This is a genomic window from Collinsella sp. AM29-10AC (genome assembly GCF_003469085.1).
GTDB lineage: Bacteria > Actinomycetota > Coriobacteriia > Coriobacteriales > Coriobacteriaceae > Collinsella.
This window is the reverse complement of the sequence record NZ_QSKB01000031.1, coordinates 1-315: the sequence shown is the minus strand read 5'-3', so window position 1 is coordinate 315 and position 315 is coordinate 1. Positions and strand designations below refer to the sequence as shown.

Here is a 315-nt window from a genome sequence, read left to right as displayed (position 1 = left end):
GACGGCTCGGTGCCGTCCACCGGTCAGCGGCGCCCTGGCCTCCCACGGGCTGGCCCCGCAGTACTCTCGGCGCGATGGGGCTTAGCTTCCGGGTTCGGAACGGGACCGGGCGTGCCCCCCATGCTCTGGCCGCTGACCGGTGGGCGGCGCCCACCGTTACGGTGTCCGGTATCGCATACACGTGCCCTGGGGGCCGCATGGCGCATAGGAAAGATCTGACTCGGGGGCATCCTCGTGCCCGGACCGCGCTTTCGAGCGCGAAGTCCCGCGGGCCGCGAGGTGCGGTTCCGGAAGAGCTCGGGCGATTAGTGCGGC

1 rRNA gene is annotated in these 315 nt (G+C 71.7%); it reads right to left on the bottom strand.

Annotation, left to right across the window (positions count from 1 at the left end):
- Positions 1 to 21: 21 nt before the first annotated feature.
- Positions 22 to 137, bottom strand: a 5S ribosomal RNA gene (rrf, locus tag DW754_RS09400).
- Between the last annotated feature and the right edge of the window lie 178 nt (positions 138 to 315).